At 43.4% G+C, this 14,293-nt stretch carries 15 protein-coding genes and 3 pseudogenes; 12 read left to right on the top strand and 6 right to left on the bottom strand.

Annotated elements, in window-relative coordinates; translation table 11 throughout:
- Positions 1 to 227: 227 nt before the first annotated feature.
- The 8 genes and pseudogenes from ACINLD_RS15515 (at position 228) to ACINLD_RS15480 (ending at position 3,243) form a co-directional block, all read left to right on the top strand.
- Positions 228 to 1,328, top strand: coding sequence for an aspartate phosphatase (locus ACINLD_RS15515; protein ID WP_410207062.1), 1,101 nt, complete (start codon positions 228 to 230; stop codon positions 1,326 to 1,328).
- The gene (locus ACINLD_RS15510; protein WP_277691692.1) at positions 1,325 to 1,465 is read left to right on the top strand and encodes a hypothetical protein; all 141 of its coding nucleotides are present in this window, start codon (positions 1,325 to 1,327) and stop codon (positions 1,463 to 1,465) included. The genes ACINLD_RS15515 and ACINLD_RS15510 overlap by 4 nt, the downstream gene beginning before the upstream one ends.
- A gap of 107 nt (positions 1,466 to 1,572) precedes the next feature.
- Positions 1,573 to 1,687: pseudogene (locus ACINLD_RS15505) on the top strand (M15 family metallopeptidase); the annotation flags it as partial.
- 27 nt (positions 1,688 to 1,714) lie between these two features.
- Positions 1,715 to 1,786: pseudogene (locus tag ACINLD_RS15500) on the top strand (hypothetical protein); the annotation flags it as partial.
- Positions 1,787 to 1,900: 114 nt separating this feature from the next.
- A pseudogene (locus ACINLD_RS15495) lies at positions 1,901 to 2,074 on the top strand (peptidoglycan-binding domain-containing protein); the annotation flags it as partial.
- Between the two features lie 113 nt (positions 2,075 to 2,187).
- A complete protein-coding gene (locus ACINLD_RS15490; protein WP_410207085.1) occupies positions 2,188 to 2,256 on the top strand; it encodes a hypothetical protein in 69 nt (22 codons plus the stop codon).
- A gap of 260 nt (positions 2,257 to 2,516) precedes the next feature.
- Positions 2,517 to 2,711, top strand: coding sequence for a hypothetical protein (locus ACINLD_RS15485; protein WP_277691691.1), 195 nt, complete (start codon positions 2,517 to 2,519; stop codon positions 2,709 to 2,711).
- Between the two features lie 7 nt (positions 2,712 to 2,718).
- Positions 2,719 to 3,243: a GNAT family N-acetyltransferase gene (locus ACINLD_RS15480; protein ID WP_277691690.1), complete on the top strand. Its 525-nt coding sequence runs from the start codon at positions 2,719 to 2,721 to the stop codon at positions 3,241 to 3,243.
- Positions 3,244 to 3,467: 224 nt separating this feature from the next.
- On the opposite strand, the gene ACINLD_RS15475 is transcribed toward ACINLD_RS15480, so the two are convergent.
- From ACINLD_RS15475 to ACINLD_RS15460, 4 genes are all read right to left on the bottom strand, one after another.
- Positions 3,468 to 3,920, bottom strand: coding sequence for an SHOCT domain-containing protein (locus ACINLD_RS15475; RefSeq protein ID WP_277691689.1), 453 nt, complete (start codon positions 3,918 to 3,920; stop codon positions 3,468 to 3,470).
- Positions 3,921 to 4,049: 129 nt separating this feature from the next.
- On the bottom strand, positions 4,050 to 5,630 hold the full coding sequence (locus ACINLD_RS15470; RefSeq protein WP_410207061.1) for a glycoside hydrolase family 32 protein: 1,581 nt from the start codon (positions 5,628 to 5,630) through the stop codon (positions 4,050 to 4,052).
- Between the two features lie 45 nt (positions 5,631 to 5,675).
- A complete protein-coding gene (locus ACINLD_RS15465; RefSeq protein ID WP_410207060.1) occupies positions 5,676 to 7,130 on the bottom strand; it encodes a glycoside hydrolase family 68 protein in 1,455 nt (484 codons plus the stop codon).
- A 355-nt stretch (positions 7,131 to 7,485) separates the two neighbouring features.
- Entirely contained in the window at positions 7,486 to 8,580 is a 1,095-nt protein-coding gene (locus ACINLD_RS15460; protein ID WP_410207059.1) for an NADH-dependent flavin oxidoreductase, read from the bottom strand.
- Positions 8,581 to 8,754: 174 nt separating this feature from the next.
- Here ACINLD_RS15460 and ACINLD_RS15455 point away from each other — a divergent pair, with 174 nt between their 5' ends.
- Positions 8,755 to 9,090: a winged helix-turn-helix transcriptional regulator gene (locus tag ACINLD_RS15455; RefSeq protein ID WP_026588858.1), complete on the top strand. Its 336-nt coding sequence runs from the start codon at positions 8,755 to 8,757 to the stop codon at positions 9,088 to 9,090.
- Positions 9,091 to 9,138: 48 nt separating this feature from the next.
- Here the strand turns inward: ACINLD_RS15455 and ACINLD_RS15450 are convergent, their stop codons facing one another.
- Complete coding sequence (locus tag ACINLD_RS15450; protein ID WP_026588857.1) at positions 9,139 to 9,663, bottom strand: NAD(P)H-dependent oxidoreductase; 525 nt, start codon at positions 9,661 to 9,663, stop codon at positions 9,139 to 9,141.
- Between the two features lie 423 nt (positions 9,664 to 10,086).
- Positions 10,087 to 10,545, bottom strand: coding sequence for an HTH-type transcriptional regulator SlrR (slrR, locus tag ACINLD_RS15445; RefSeq protein WP_026588856.1), 459 nt, complete (start codon positions 10,543 to 10,545; stop codon positions 10,087 to 10,089).
- A 236-nt stretch (positions 10,546 to 10,781) separates the two neighbouring features.
- On the opposite strand from slrR, the gene ACINLD_RS15440 reads away from it, so the two are divergent.
- The 3 genes from ACINLD_RS15440 (at position 10,782) to ACINLD_RS15430 (ending at position 14,289) form a co-directional block, all read left to right on the top strand.
- Entirely contained in the window at positions 10,782 to 11,525 is a 744-nt protein-coding gene (locus ACINLD_RS15440; RefSeq protein WP_026588855.1) for a YveK family protein, read from the top strand.
- Complete coding sequence (locus ACINLD_RS15435; RefSeq protein ID WP_179115685.1) at positions 11,515 to 12,207, top strand: CpsD/CapB family tyrosine-protein kinase; 693 nt, start codon at positions 11,515 to 11,517, stop codon at positions 12,205 to 12,207. The genes ACINLD_RS15440 and ACINLD_RS15435 overlap by 11 nt, the downstream gene beginning before the upstream one ends.
- A 264-nt stretch (positions 12,208 to 12,471) precedes the next feature.
- Positions 12,472 to 14,289: a polysaccharide biosynthesis protein gene (locus tag ACINLD_RS15430; protein WP_077736107.1), complete on the top strand. Its 1,818-nt coding sequence runs from the start codon at positions 12,472 to 12,474 to the stop codon at positions 14,287 to 14,289.
- The last annotated feature ends 4 nt before the right edge of the window (positions 14,290 to 14,293 follow it).

Below are 14,293 nucleotides of genomic sequence, written 5' to 3'. Positions count from 1 at the left end.
TTACCGCTTTACGGAAAGGGATTGGTTAATAAATCCTTTATACTCGTGAAAATGAATCATATTGATCAGGTCAAAAACCCTATTGAGAAACTTATAACCCTTACATTTCTTTTATTGGGATAAAATAGTTGTCGATATATCATTTTTTCTGTAAAATAAGTTTATATGCAGAAAAAGGAAATATAATATTTTGAATATTTAAAACTGATGGAAAGGATGACCGGGGGTTGGAGAAAATAGCCTATGAAAAAATCGGACAGGCAATTAATGAATGGTATAAGATAATCAAACAAAATAATGTACCGAAAGCTACTGAAATGCGGGAAGAGATACAGAAGAATTTACCTCAAATGGAGAAGAACCAGGATGTTTTGCTTTATTTTAATTTGATTGATTCTCGTTTTAAATTAATGACTGAGAGCTTCAATGAATCAGGCAGTCTGTTAAAAGATATAGAAAAACAGGCTTTGGAAGAAGAAACGGATAATATGATCCAATACTATTTTTATTTCTTTTCTGGGATGTATGAGTTTTACAAAAAGAATTTCACAAAGGCAATCAATTTTTACAGAATCGCGGAAAGTAAGCTAATTAAAATTGATGATGAAATAGAGAAAGCGGAATTCCATTACCGATTGGCTGTTGCCTATTATGAAATAAGGCAAAACTTCTTCTCGTTAAACCATGCGGAAAAAGCGCTCGAATCTTTCACTGCACATGATACATATGAAGAAAAAAGAATCAATTGTCAAATGGTTATTGCGGCAAATTACGTTGATTTATACAGGTTTGAGGAAGCAGAAAAGCAATATAACCTGGCAATAAAGACGGCAGCTACTTTCGGTTATAAGTTTTCAGAAAGTTTAGGATGTTTCAATTTGGGAATTTGTCATGAACGCAGAGAAATGTTGTCGGAAGCTAAAATTTATTTTAGAAAAGCGATTGAAATACCTGAGCATCGAGAATCGGTCATCTGTATTCGTTCCATGTACATGCTAAGTAGGGTTCTATATAAAATGGATTTTCTGGAAGATGCGCGTATGTGGTACAAAAAAAGCCTATCGCGAGCAATTGAGGAAAATGATAACGTATATCAAGCGAAACTCAAGATCATATACTGTTTGTATGATCAGCATGATTTGCAGGACTTAGAGAAAGCTATGGAGCAGCTTCAGGACAAAAATTTGTGGTCAGATGTTGCAGATTTGGCTATAAATGTGGCTTACTATTTCAAAAAGCAGGGAGACGCTGAAGTTTCGTCGAAATACTTTGAGAAAGCTTGTCATGCTAAAGATCAAATCCTTAAATTAACGGAGGCGTTGTCATGAAAAAAGCGAAATTTCTTTGTGGAACTTTAATTTTGGGTAGTCTGCTTGTCTTTAGTTTTGCAAATGAGCCAGCGGGGAAAGCAGAGTTTGGAACTTCAGGAACAATGAAAATCGCTGAAAATGCAGTATTTATATAAGATTTATCAGAGATCAGCCCTTCAAAAAAGAAGGGCGTTTTTATTTGAGATTAACTCCGATTTCTTGTTCGTTGTGGAACGATTACGGATCTGCGGACGTTAAAAAAGCGATGAACTATGCGAAGTCAGTCGGCTTTGAATGGGGCGGAGATTGGTCCGGATTCGTTGATAAGCCGCACTTACAATTCAACTATCGCGGGTATGGAAACGGATACTTTTGGCGGCAAGGCGACATCTTCTAAAGCAGCACTGGCTTCTAAGACGAAAAACTATCTTGAAAGATTTAACTGCGGTGCGGTCGAAGGTATTTTCGGAGCTAAAACAGGAAAAGCGGTTCGGTCGTTCCAGAAGGCGGTGGGGCTTGGCGTAGATAGTCTGAACTGTCCTAAAACGAAGGCTACGCTTGAGTCGTACAAGAAACCTTTGAAGGGAAAATATCCGTTTTCTGACGGAATCATCAAAGTAACGAGTCCGCTGACAAAAGGAAAGAAAGTAACGCAGGTTCAAACCGCATTGGCTGCGTGTTACTTCTATCCGGAAAAAGGCGCAAAGAACAACGGAATCGACGGCTATTACGGAAAGAAAACAGCGAACGCAGTCGCTCGGTTCGTGCTTCTTGGGCTTACACTCGTAAACCAGACGCTTACGATGACGGGGCCCAGTCCGCTTCCGGTCGATGAAAACGATGTGCAGCAATTTATTTCGCTTGTGCGTTTACCGGAGTGGCTTCGCTGTGGGTGTATTGGAAAAATAACGACGTTACGAAGAAAGCGATGACTAAGGGCGAATAGAATAGATAGCGGAACAATTTCGGAGAGGACGTTTGAGACGTTTTCTCCGATCATTTTCGTTAAATTTTCCATGAGCAAAAACATGTCATACTTTTGCCACCTAAGGGTGATTAAAAAATTTACGATGGGAAAGCCTAAAAAAGGCAACGTATGGTGCAGAAAAACTTGTTTTCGTTGTGCCAATATTTTATAATCGTAATATACATTGACTATTCGCTGAATGTATATTACGATTACCATCTCAAAAAGGGTGATCGAACATGAGCGAAAGTGGGGATGATAAAATGGGCGTAGCAAAACCAATCAAGCCTATGCGTATTGAATTCGAAAATGAAAAGCAAGCTGAAGCGTTTGAAAAGTGGGCTTACTCTAAAGAAACGTCTATGAGCGAAAGTGCTATCCGTGTTCGGGAGGCGCTAGCAGCTTATAGAAAAATGAAAAAACGATCTAGGTGATTGAAGAGTGGCTCATCTGGTTGAACTGTTTGACGAGGTTCTTTCCCCGGAGCATCGATCAAAAGTAGATAATTTCAAATGCGAATCGGAGAAAGATGTAGAAATCTTTTTAAAAAAGGATTCTTGGGAGTTACAGGAATATAACATGACCCTTACCCGACTGTTCTTCAATAAAGATGGAGACCTCGTTGGGTATTTTACTTTGTTCAATGAATCTGTACCGAAAGTGGGTAGAGATAAATTAAAAAAAGAGAATTGGAGATTGCCTAATTCAGAAAAAAGTTATCCTGCTGTTAGATTACATTATCTCGGTGTAGATGAGAGGTACCAAAGGCAAGGAATAGGATATACGATATTAATATCGGCCATCGATGTTTGTACAAAAATTTCTAAACTATCTGGTTGCGCATTCGTCTCTGTACAGGCTTTGAACAGTGCAGTGGAGTTTTATGAAAAATACCATTTCAAACGGGTTGCAACGGAAAAGAATTATGTTAATATGTTACTTAAATTAGAAGACGCTGAAGAATAATTTACATAACTCAATCAGACGAAGACTGCCGAAACCGATCGACGGTCTTTTTATAATTTGCGAAACGTGAAGGAACGACTAAATAAAGGAAATTTTGGCGGGCGCCTGCGTTTAAGAGATATTCATAATGACTTTAAGCTAATGAAGGCTTGAAAAGGGGTCTAGATTAGTTCAAAAAGCCCTGTCCGAATCAGGTTAGGGCTTTTGTGTTCTTGATATCTCATTTAAATTCCGAGGATCTGTTTTTTCTTCGCAATAAATTCCTCCTCAGTGATTATTCCTTGATCACGAAGGTCAGCAAATTGTTTTAATTCTTCTGCGCTGGATGGTTTTGAGACGAAGTTATTGGTCGAAGGCTCTTCATTTAGATATTTTTCTATTAACTCTTTCGCTTCAACAAAGCCCTTATACTGTTGTTTATTTTTACACATAATTGTATTCTCATCTTTTACGGCGTCAAAAATACTTTTTCCCTTTTGTTCGGAACTTCCGGAGAATGAAAATTGTATGTAGCCGGCAGTAAGTACAGGCTTTTTAAGTTGAATTCCCGAGATACTATTCAGACGGATCTCTTTTTCTCCCTTACCACTTCCTAAAAACCTACTGTACTTGAGTATAACTTTCGTCGGTGTCACAACTACACTCCCATTACTCCCTTTGAATTCCCTCTGCTCCAACCTTTCTCCTCCTTATCCTTACTTTTCTTTTAGTGCAAATAACTCATTCATATCTGTAATATTAAACTCTTTGATAATTTTTTCAAGTCTTTTCATTAAAAAAACAGGTGCCCAAGGACACCCGTTTCCCTAATCGCGAACCGAACGAAAGTGTTTGATTTTCAGATTTTCAAAGACGGCTGTCCCGTTTTCGGCAAAGAGTGTGATGCCTGTATCATTGATGCCTGGGAATGCTAGATTTGAATGTGTCGTTTGGCCGTCATCAATAAATGCTTCGATCGTGTTTTTGTCTACGATAATCGTCAAATGAACTCTTTTTTTGTTCGGGTCAAAGGGGGCTCTGCTTTCAATAAACGTGCGGGTGCTGTCCGGCTGTCCCGTAGCTCCTCTGTTCACATAAGAGTATCCGCTTTCAACAAAAATGCCTGTGTCGATATGACGCTTTCGATCTGCTGATTCCCTGAGCCTCAATCCCACATTTGTGAGATCAGACCATGTGATATCCGTTTCAAGCTGATAAGTGTCGCCTTTGACATGGAGCGTTTTTGAACCGGTCACCTTCATTTTTTCGAACTCATCGGTTGAAACGGTCAGCTCATCCAATTGATCGATCGGCTGAGAGGCGAGAGTATAAGAATCGCCGCCTTTTCGTTTTAGTTGAATTTGGCGAACGATCGAATCGGTGCCGTTAAAACCTTCCCGCCATGTCGGCGTGCGGTTTGAATAATCCCAGTTGTTCATCCATGCCAAAGCATAGCGTTTGCCGTACGGGTCGCTGGCCTTACCGTCCTCAAACGTTACCCCCGCATACCAGTCAAAGCCGTAGTCCAGCCACTGGGGCTCTTCATCGTCTGCAGAGAATTCCGTTCCATTGAAGCTGCCTGTCCAGTATGCATACGTATTCGGTTTTCCGTCAGCTTTGCCATTGGCGCTGGCGCCAAGCACCCATTTGTATGTCCCGTCATCTGCACGCATCTTAAAGAGGTCAGGACATTCTATAATGCCGATATTCCGTGTCTGAAATCCTCCTGTATAGCGCCATTCTTTCAGGTTGGCAGATTCGTAAAAACCGATTTTCTCTCCTTCCGCAAGAACCATGACCCATTTATGATCCTGTTCATCCCAAATCACTTTCGGATCTCTGAAATCTACGGTGCCCGGATTTGGCAAAACCGGTTCATCACTGTAAGGCTTAAATGTTTTTCCTCCGTTTTTGCTGTACCATAAAAATTGCTCTTCTTTTCCGTTATCGGCCGAAGGCTGTGTCATGATGGCGATGACCGTGTCCTCGCCAAATCCCGCCGTGTTTTGTGAGTCGACAACAACCGAGCCGGACCATGGATCACCATTTTTGGTTGTATATTTCGGGATGGCGACACCTTCATCTTTCCAATGCACAAGGTCGTCTGACACCGCATGGCGCCACTCCGTCCCATTGCCGTCCGGATAATCGCGATTATAGAGATAATAGTAATGATATTCTCCATTGAAATAGACAGGCTTCTGTGGGTCGTTTTTCCATTTGTCAGGCGTTGTCAAATGGAATGCCGCCCGATATTCCGGAGTGCCCGAGTGTTCTCCTCTTTTTTCCGAATCCCGGACTGAAGCCATCATCACCATGAAGATTCCTAGACAAACAGTTAAAATGCTGATCCGCTTATATACTGTTTTCTTCAAGCAAATTCCCCGCTTTATTTTCTTAGATGACATACGAAAAGAAAATGCCGATATTCACCGGCATTTTCCTCTGTTGATTTATTCGTTCACTGTTAATTGTCCCTGCGCAAGAATGCTGTTTTTGACAACGGATGTTTTCGATCCTTTGATCTTCAGCAAAAAGCTTGGTGCAAACGTGCTGTGGTGTTCGGTTGAAATACCTCTGTTTGTAATATAGCTCGTGATCACGACATTGTTGCCCTCGGCTTGCGGCACTGCAAAATGTGAGTAAGTAAATGTGATGTCATTGTAATCTTGATCCATGTGCAGCACAAGTCCGGTTTTGTTTAACGGTTTGAACGGTCCAGTTAAAGAATCGGATACATACCCGAGCATGTAGATGTCTTTTTCGCCGATGCCGTCGATGGTCATTTTTGAGCCCCTTGAGTCAGTGAACAGATACCATTTGCCATTCATTTTAAAGAGATTGGCGCGTTCGATTTCATCTGTCACTGTATTGGAAGCGATCAATGGCTTCATGACTTTTTTCAATGTATAATCATCGTTTAATTCAATGATTCCGAGCGCTCCATTTGCTAAAGAAGCATCCTTTTTCTTCGAACCGTTGAGCAGTTTGCTGCTTTCTTCCCTGAAGAAGTTCTTGCTTCCGCCGTAGTAGGTTCTGTTCAAGAGAGAATTTTCCCCTTGATAGCCGGTTTTTGTTCCTGTATTGGCTTCAAAAACGAGATATTTGTGGCCATGGTCTTCAACATAATGCGGATCTCTCATCGTATGGTTGTCGCCGGAACTGTAATTGCCTTCATCAATGAATTGCTGGATGTTTTGATAGACTGTGCCGTTACCGCCGTCAAAAACGGATTTGTAATCCTCGACACCTTCTATTTTCAGTGAATCGCGATCTGGCTGGGAGAAATTAACCTGTGCGGTCGCCAGTGTTTGTTTGCCGTATTGCTTGCCTGAAAAAGAAGTGTAAAACAATCTGACTTTTCCGTCTTTTGTCAGTGTTGCAGAGCCTGACCATTCCTGTGTTTGAAGTTTTAGGTATGGATCGTTGGGATCGAATTTATCGCTGTCCTTAAACACTTTGCCGGAGTTTTTCCAGCTGTTGATTGATTTTTCGCCTTCCTTTTTATAGAACATGTAGATGGATGTGTCATCGACATTATTCGGGTTGCCTGCTAAAGCAAAAACAAGCTGATAGCCATGGTATGTAGCGACTGTCCCGTCGGCGTTTTGCAACGGCCAGCTGTCCCACACGTCTAGATCAAACTGCTTTCCTGAACCGTCATAAGCTTTTGCCGAAGGAATGTTTTGAATCGTGTTTGCATCAAATTGAGGTACTTTAAATTGTTCACTCTTTTGCTGCTCAGGGATTTTCAGCATGTCTTTCCTTGTAATATGGGAAAATCCGTAGCTTTTTTTGTAATCTTTTGTTCCGCTTTCTTTTGCAAAAGCTTGCGGCGCTGCTCCAGCGAGCAATGCTGCTGCAAAGGTTAATGCTGTAGCTTTTTTTGCAATGTTTTTGATGTTCATCGAAATTCCTCCTTTTGATTTTTGATCGTGTGCATATGTCTTAAAAATAAGCTTCGCCCCATCATCACCCCTATTCGCAGGATTGCAACCCTTAAAAGAGCAGAAAAAAGACCTAAAATGTGTAAGGTTATGCACGGCGAAAGATAGACTTTGCCCTCTACACATTTTAGGTCTTGCCTGATGAACAGTAACAATCCCGACGTTATTGAATTACCATCATTCTAATATACTCATGTCTAGGACTCAACTGGTCTAAGTTCCTCTTTTATCATCCATTTTTTTGAAAATGACATCAATTTTAAGTGAAAAGACACCTTTTTTATATGAATCTATAGTCCATATAAGGGGGAAATCGTCAATCGCTGAAATCAATATACATCGGTATAGTTTCCCAAAAGGCGTCTGGAATCACGAGCTTTCGCTGATCATGTCTTGACAGGGTTGTTTGAATATCGGCCTCTTTTCCGGCTTGGACTTTTTGAAGCCATTCCGGATCCATCAGAAGTCCCCGCCCGATTCCGACGAGATCGGCTCCTGTTTCGAGCGCTTGAAGGGCGTCTTCCGGTGTGTGTACTTGCCCGGCTCCGATCAGGGGGATGCGGTCCCCGGCGGCTTCCTTGATCAGTTCCATCCTTGTGCGGGATCTGTCTGCATCACGGCGCGGGAAGGACCGGAAATCAATGAGAGAAACGTGCAGGTAATCCAATGCTTGTTCCCGCAGTACATTGACGAAAGACAACGTTTCATCCATCGTGATTCCAGGTGTTTCCGGCTCTTCGGGCGAAAATTTGTAGCCGATGATAAAGGATGGTTTATGGCAGCTTTCCGCTACGCGTCTGATTTCTTCTATGATCTGAAGCGGAAACCTCATCCGTTTTTCTAAAGTGCCGCCCCAGCTGTCATTGCGCCGGTTGTAATAAGGGGAGAAGAACTGATGGATGAGAAACCCGTTTGCACCGTGAATTTCGACTCCGTCAAACCCGGCTTCGATCGCTCTTCGCGCCGCCTGGCCGAAAGAATGGATAAGGTCTTGAATTTCTTGGTCAGACAGCGCTCTTGGTACAGGTGCATTCGGTTGATTCGGAGCGACAGCGCTGGCGCTGACTGTTCGTTCTATACCTTTGGCTCCGGAATGGAACAGCTGCAGGATTGCTTTTGCTCCGTGTTTCTTTAAAGTGGCTGCAAGCCGGGTTAATCCTGGGATTTGCTCATCGTTCTCAGCTCCGGGGATGCCGGGAAATCCGGTTCCGGGCTGTACGGTTGTCGCAGATGTGATGACCATCCCGACTTCTATTGCCCGCGCGGCATAATAGACCAGTTCGTCATCAGAAATGAATCCTCCCGGCAATGAGGATGAATGCCCCATTGGCGGCATGATGATCCTGTTTTTCAATTGGATTCCGTTTTTAAAAGTAAACGGGGTGAATAAGGAAGCGTATTGTTTTTTCATGTTTTTTTCTCCTTTTTGATATAACAATAGCAACCACCGGGAGGCTCCACAAGAACGCAATTTTTTTATATATGCTTTATAAAAATAAACCGTAAGATCGTTCTCTTGAATGCTCTGGCGTCCATATGGTAGGATCAAGTCAAAATTGGCGAATGAGGCAATGGAGGAATTGCTATGTATTCAGCTGTCGACCATAAAAAATGCTCTTCTTTAATTCAGGATGTATTGAAAATTTTCTCTGGCAAATGGTCATTTTTGGTTCTCGCCGAACTCATTCAGGGCAAGCGGCGATTCAACGAGCTCAGAAGGAACTTGGGAAACGTCAACACGAAAGGATTAACTGACACATTAAGACATCTTGAAGAAAGCGGTATGATTTCCCGGAAGGTGTTCCCAACGGTTCCTATTACTGTTGAATATGCATTAACAGAAAAAGGTAAAGCGTTCCACAGCATCTTTAAAGAGATGGCCGCGTGGGGGGAAAAGTGGATGGATGAACGTGAACGATAGCCGAAAAAATAACGAAACCCGACTTTTCAGAGTCGGGTTTTTTTCGATCTAAAATGATTTCAAAAGATGATCTCTGTATGTTTTCGCGCTTTCGGCGAGCTCGCTTTCACCGGTTGAACCGGCTCCGTAAAACACGTACGGCGGAAGATAGGTTGCGCTGATAAAATTGCTTGTCGCCTGAAAAGGGCGTAACAGTTCGCTGATGGAGTAGTGGTTCGAACCTCCTGCCTGATAGGCTTCTTCAGGAGCCCCCGCGGAAATTGCGACCATGAATTCCTTGCCGCGAAGCGCAGTCCCGTTTGTTCCATAAGCCCAGCCGTAAAGCAGGACATGATCCAGCCATTTTTTTAATAACGGTGGTGAACTGTACCAATAAAGAGGAAATTGAAATACGATCCGGTCGTGTTCTTCACAGAGACGTTGTTCTTTTTCCACGTCGATCATCTCGTCTGGATATTCCTTGTACATATCGCGGAAAGTAACAACCGGTTCGTCTTGCAGCCCTTTCGCCAAGGCTTTGTTCACAATCGACTGTTCCATATCCGGATGAAACGCCATCACTAATACTTTCATCTATTCATCACCTGCTTTCCATTTTCTTCATTCTAATAGATTCACCGCAGTCGGCACAACAAAAAAGCATCGCCCTCTGTCAAAGGAATCGTCAGGTGACAAAGGTCACTTTATATCCGGCATTTGGCGCATTGAGCCGAAAGGGAGGAGCCTCTTGATCCGAGTTTCTTCCTTTATATATGAACATGAGCAAAAAGTCTTTAAGCACTGAGTGGTTAAAGACCGCCATCTGAGTAAATAAGACAAACATGTGAAAACGGAGCTAAAGACGTATGTCATTCGGTTGATGGGAACATTATATAAATATGACAATTCGGAATTTTTAGCAGATTTGATTTGGATTGACTGATTGCTGCGCCAACTAAAGCATCTGTATGAAGGGTTTAAAGTCAAAAGCTCTTAAAAATGAATGAGTGCTGTAAACTAATGGTTTCTTGTCCTCATGAGGAAATTCTCAATCTCCTGAACGGTCAGTCCCATTTCTTTCGCTTCAAGCATAAGGGCTCTCCATTCGTCAATGTTGGCCTGTGTCAGCTCCCTGTTTCGGTAAAGGTGCCGCTCTTTCTTTTTTTGTTTGAGGCGGTGTGTAAATTGAAACAGTTCCTCCTGATTCATACCAGCTTGTACGGCCTGCACCAAATGGGTTCTCCACTCATCTTCATGCTCAGCCCGCCGGTAAAGGATGACTTCGGTATCGAACAGCTCCTTTAAATCAACTTTCAGCGCCCGGGAGATTTTTTTAAGAAATTCAACGGACGGGTTTCTGTGAACTCCGCGTTCAATTTTGCTTAAATACGATTTTGATACACCTGCTATATCCGCAAGCTGGTTGATGGAGTAGCCTTTTCTCTTACGGTACATTCGGATGACTTTCCCGATCATGCTCTTTCCTCCCCTTCCCCTAGCCATTCAGTTTAAAACGCTTACTTGTTCATTATAAGAAATTATTTGTTCTTTATAAAATTCAAAAATTTAAGATATCGACAGGAAACAAAAGAAAACGAACGAATTTGTTCTCTAAAAAGAACTATATAGCTAAATTCAGCATTTTTCAATTCAAATTTTTTCTTTTATAATCCAATCATTAACAAACGGCATTCCTGAGGAGGCAGTCAAGCATGAAGGAAAACATTAATTTTAGAGAACTGATTGCGATTATACGAAAAAGAACCGTTCTCATTCTTTTTTTGACAATATGTTCAACATTGACTTGCGGCATCTTTCAGTACTTTGTGCTGACCCCTGTCTATCAGGCATCAACGCAGATTTTAGTCAATGAGAAAAAGGGAAGTGCCACTTTCAGCGATATTCAAATCAACCTGCAATACACGAGAACGTTTCAGGCGCTGCTGAAAAACCCGGTGATTCTCGAACAAGTTAAAAAAGAGCTTGATTTGCCGTATTCAGCGGCCAGCTTAAGCGAGAAAATTACAACGAGCACTGAAAGCGAGTCGGAGATTATCAATATTAGCGTTCAAGATGAAAGCCAGAAAAGGGCGGCCGGAATCGCGAACACTTTAACGGCCGTTCTCAAAAAAGAGATCAAAAACATCATGAACACCGACCGTGTCACTGTGCTGTCAAAGGCTGAAGTCGTCGATTCTCCGAGTCCTGTCAGGCCGAATTACAAATTGAATATGCTGCTGGCGTTCGGTGCCGCTTTGATGACCGGAATCGCCTTGGCATTCTTCCTTGATTTTATCGACGACACGGTAGCGCGCCCGTCTCAAGTGGAAAAAGAGGCCGGGTTCATCTATTTGGGAAGCATTGAACAAATGAAACACAAAAAAAGCCGGTTCCGCGGAGATCACGATTCGAACATCCGCGTGAAAACGGGAAGGAGTGAGCCGCTTGGCTATTAGAAAAAAACGCTCTCGCAAATATCAGTCGGCACTTGTTGCCCTGCATCAGCCGAATGCCCCGATTGTCGAACAGTACCGGACGATCCGAACGAATATTGAGTTTTCTTCTTTTGAAAAGCCGTTCAAATCATTGCTCATCACTTCCGGCCTTCCAGGAGAAGGAAAGTCGTTTTCCGCCTCAAACTTGGCGGTTGTGTTTTCACAGCAGGAGAAAAAAGTTCTTTTGATTGATGCGGATTTAAGAAAGCCGACGATTCATAAGATCTTTGAGCTTAACAACCAGTCGGGGATGACGAATATTCTGATGAAAAAAACGTGTCTTGAACATGTCGTTCAAGAAAGCCAGGCGGAAAATCTCCATGTGCTGACAAGCGGTCCGATTCCGCCGAATCCGTCAGAGCTTCTCTCGTCCCAGGCTATGGAAGAGCTGCTTACAGAAGCGTACAGCCGATATGATCTGGTCATCTTTGACTCACCTCCGCTTTTGCCGGTGGCTGACGCGCAAATTTTGGCGAATCAAGTGGATGGCAGCGTTCTTGTCATCCTGAGCGGAAAAACAAAGCTCGATAACGCAATTAAGTCGCGGGATGCGCTTCATTCTTCAAAAAGCGAGCTGCTTGGCGCCGTCTTAAACGGACGGAAAGTGAAAAAAGCCCGTCAATATAATTACGCAACAATGTAATACATGGAAAGCGGCGCTGCCGCTTTCAGGCGATGTCTCCTTGCCTTTATCAATGGAGGCACTCGGCCCTGTTGTGGGCAGTTTTTTGAAGCTGCCTTAGATGCAAGTCGTCGCTGGCGGGGCGTGAGGACGGGTTAAATGCCCATTTTTATTGTATGTACTTTCTTATTTTAGATCCTAAAAATCGCCCGTATCTTTTTAGCTTATGGGATTTTACCTTAAAAAGATCCCATAAGCTAGAAAGATACATTAGGAGGTAGGAAATTGACATATCGGAGAAGGCTTTCCATTATTACCGCACTCGATTCGTACTTGGTTTTGCTGTCTATTTTCATCGGGTATCAGCTGATTTTGCCATCATATGATTTGTATCCTTCGGAAATGCTGCTGATGACCTCGTTGATTCTGCTTGCCGCCCAGCACTTATTCGCCCATTGTTTTCATCTTTATAAAAAAGTGTGGGAGTATGCGAGCATTGGAGAATTGTACATTCTTTTAAAATCGATCACCCTTTCACACCTGGTGACAATCGCAATTGAGCTGCTGATATTCCAAACCGTCCCCGTGCGCCTTTTATGCTTAAGCTGGCTTTTCCAGTTGCTGTTGATCGGCGGTTCACGGATGATGTGGCGGATCATCAGGGAACAGGTGAACAAGGAAAGTAAAGGCTCCGCAAGGGCGCTCATCATCGGAGCAGGTTCAGCCGGAAGCTTGATCGCAAAACAGCTCTTGCAGAAACCGGAATTGAATATTAAGCCTGTCGCATTCATTGATGACGACAAAACAAAATACCGGCTTGAAATCATGGGTCTGCCCGTTTTGGGCGGAAAAGAGCAAATTGTTGAAGCCGTCCGGCGATGGAATATCGACAGAATCATCATTGCCATCCCCTCGTTAAGCGTCACACAGATGCAGGAGATGTATAAAGCCTGTGCGCAGACAGGTGTAAAAACGCAAGTCATGCCGAAAATCGACGAGATTTTGCTTGGCAGGCATCCTGTCGGTCAGCTGCGCGATGTCAGAGTGGAGGATCTCCTCGGAAGGGAGCCTGTTCAGCTTGACACGAGCGAAATTTCCAATACCGTCAAGGACCGTGTCGTAATGGTGACGGGCGCCGGAGGTTCGATCGGCTCGGAAATTTGCCGGCAAATCAGCAAATTCAAGCCGAAATCGATCGTTTTGGTCGGTCATGGAGAAAACAGCATTCATTCGATATTGCTTGAGCTAAAAGAGAAATTCGGCCGAAATGCCAGTTATCATCCGGAAATTGCCGACATTCAGGACAGGGAAAAAATGTTTTTGCTGATGGAGCGCTATAAACCGAATGTCATTTACCATGCAGCTGCACACAAACATGTTCCGCTCATGGAACATTGTCCGAAAGAAGCGATCAAAAACAATATTCTGGGGACGAGAAATGTCGCCGAAGCCGCAGATGAAACCGGTGTGGAAACGTTTGTCCTCATCTCGTCGGACAAAGCGGTCAACCCCGCCAATATAATGGGGGCGACAAAACGGTTTGCGGAAATGCTGATTATGAATCTCGGCAAAACAAGCAAAACCAAGTTTGTCGCCGTCCGGTTCGGCAATGTGCTCGGCAGCAGGGGAAGCGTCATCCCGATCTTTAAAAAGCAAATCGCAAAAGGCGGTCCTGTCACCGTCACACACAAGGATATGACGAGGTATTTCATGACGATTCCCGAGGCCTCCAGGCTGGTGATTCAAGCGGGAGCGCTTGCCAAGGGAAGACAGATTTTTGTGCTCGACATGGGCGAGCCCGTGAAAATCGTCGACCTCGCCAAAAACCTGATACAGCTGTCAGGCTACACGACTGATCAAATCAAAATCGAATTTACCGGCATCCGCCCCGGCGAAAAAATGTATGAAGAACTGCTCAATCAAAATGAAGTGCTGGCTGAACAGGTATTTCCAAAAATCCATATCGGCAAGGCGGTTGATGTCGAATGGACGGTGTTGAAGGCCTTTATGGAAGAGTTTATGTATTTGCCTGACAACGAGCTGAGGGAGCGTTTGTTCAGCGCTATCGGACAGCATGAGAAAAAGCTGGTGACAGCGCACTAGGGGG

The organism is Bacillus sp. z60-11, assembly GCF_046464135.1.
GTDB lineage: Bacteria > Bacillota > Bacilli > Bacillales > Bacillaceae > Bacillus > Bacillus sonorensis_A.
This window is presented reverse-complemented; position numbering and strand designations above follow the sequence as displayed.

Bases quoted from the DNA above. Each gene is read 5' to 3' on its own strand.
- ACINLD_RS15510 (WP_277691692.1), top strand. From the start codon at position 1,325: ATGAAAAAAGCGAAATTTCTTTGTGGAACTTTAATTTTGGGTAGTCTG.
- ACINLD_RS15485 (WP_277691691.1), top strand. From the start codon at position 2,517: ATGAGCGAAAGTGGGGATGATAAAATGGGCGTAGCAAAACCAATCAAG.
- ACINLD_RS15470 (WP_410207061.1), bottom strand. From the start codon at position 5,630: ATGTCATCTAAGAAAATAAAGCGGGGAATTTGCTTGAAGAAAACAGTA.
- ACINLD_RS15465 (WP_410207060.1), bottom strand. From the start codon at position 7,130: ATGAACATCAAAAACATTGCAAAAAAAGCTACAGCATTAACCTTTGCA.
- ACINLD_RS15460 (WP_410207059.1), bottom strand. From the start codon at position 8,580: ATGAAAAAACAATACGCTTCCTTATTCACCCCGTTTACTTTTAAAAAC.
- ACINLD_RS15455 (WP_026588858.1), top strand. From the start codon at position 8,755: ATGTATTCAGCTGTCGACCATAAAAAATGCTCTTCTTTAATTCAGGAT.
- ACINLD_RS15450 (WP_026588857.1), bottom strand. From the start codon at position 9,663: ATGAAAGTATTAGTGATGGCGTTTCATCCGGATATGGAACAGTCGATT.
- slrR (WP_026588856.1), bottom strand. From the start codon at position 10,545: ATGATCGGGAAAGTCATCCGAATGTACCGTAAGAGAAAAGGCTACTCC.
- ACINLD_RS15440 (WP_026588855.1), top strand. From the start codon at position 10,782: ATGAAGGAAAACATTAATTTTAGAGAACTGATTGCGATTATACGAAAA.